This is a genomic window from Nguyenibacter vanlangensis (assembly GCF_013376155.1).
Classification (GTDB): domain Bacteria; phylum Pseudomonadota; class Alphaproteobacteria; order Acetobacterales; family Acetobacteraceae; genus Gluconacetobacter; species Gluconacetobacter vanlangensis.
Genome location: NZ_JABXXP010000952.1, coordinates 1 through 885, shown reverse-complemented (window position 1 = coordinate 885; position 885 = coordinate 1). Strand labels below are relative to the sequence as shown.

The window sequence follows — 885 nt, the reverse complement described above, 5'->3', positions numbered from 1 at the left end:
CGCAGCTCGGCGAAGGCGTCGCCCTCGGCCACGCGGACGGGGGCCAGGATGTCGATCACCGCGCGCGTGGCGGCCTGTTCCGCCAGGCCGGCGCAGTCGAGCAGGAAGACGAAATCGGCCGCCGAGCCGTCCAGTACCGGGATTTCGGGTCCGTCGACATCGACCAGCGCGTTATCGACGCCGCAGCCCGCGAACGCCGCCATCAGATGTTCGATGGTGGCGACGCGCAGCGCCGGGTCCGGGGCATCGCCGATCACGGTGCTGAGGCGGGTATCGACGACCTGGTCGAACCGGGCGGCGATGGTGCGGCCGTCGAGATCGGTGCGGCGGAAGACGATGCCGGTCTCCTCGGCGGCCGGACGGAGGACCAGGCTGATGCGCCGGCCGGTATGCAGCCCGACGCCCACGCAGGAGATGGCGTGGCGCAGGGTCTGCTGGCGCGGGGCGCGCGAGGTCCGTGTGGCGGATGCCGGAGCGGGGGAGGATTGGACGGCGGGCGGCTGGGCCTGCCGCAGGGCGTCGTTCCCCACCATTGCCAGCATTCCGTCCATATGTGTCCCCCAGTCTTTGATCGCTTCTTGAGCGCGTTTCGATCGCGTCTTGATCGCTTGATTCTCGATCGTTCGATTTGCGTCGTGCGTTACAGCAACGACAGCATGATCTGTAGCGGGTGCGGCGCGACGGGGCGAGTCAAGGATTATTGCTGACTGTTACGGGGTAAGGGGCTGAGAATAAAGACAAAATTACGCCATAATGATCGATGTCGCGCATGGCGCCGCGCCGGCCGGGGAGGCGCGGCGCCATGGAGCGGATCAGGATTGGCGGCGCAGGAAGGCGGGGATGTCCAGCCCGACCTCGTCGGCCGAAGCCTGGCGCACCGTCGCG

1 protein-coding gene is annotated in these 885 nt (G+C 68.0%); it reads right to left on the bottom strand.

The window, feature by feature from the left end:
* Positions 1 to 533, bottom strand: a 533-nt coding sequence (locus tag HUK84_RS20400) for a UDP-3-O-acyl-N-acetylglucosamine deacetylase (protein WP_246285802.1), incomplete at its 3' end; no start/stop codon positions are given.
* Between the last annotated feature and the right edge of the window lie 352 nt (positions 534 to 885).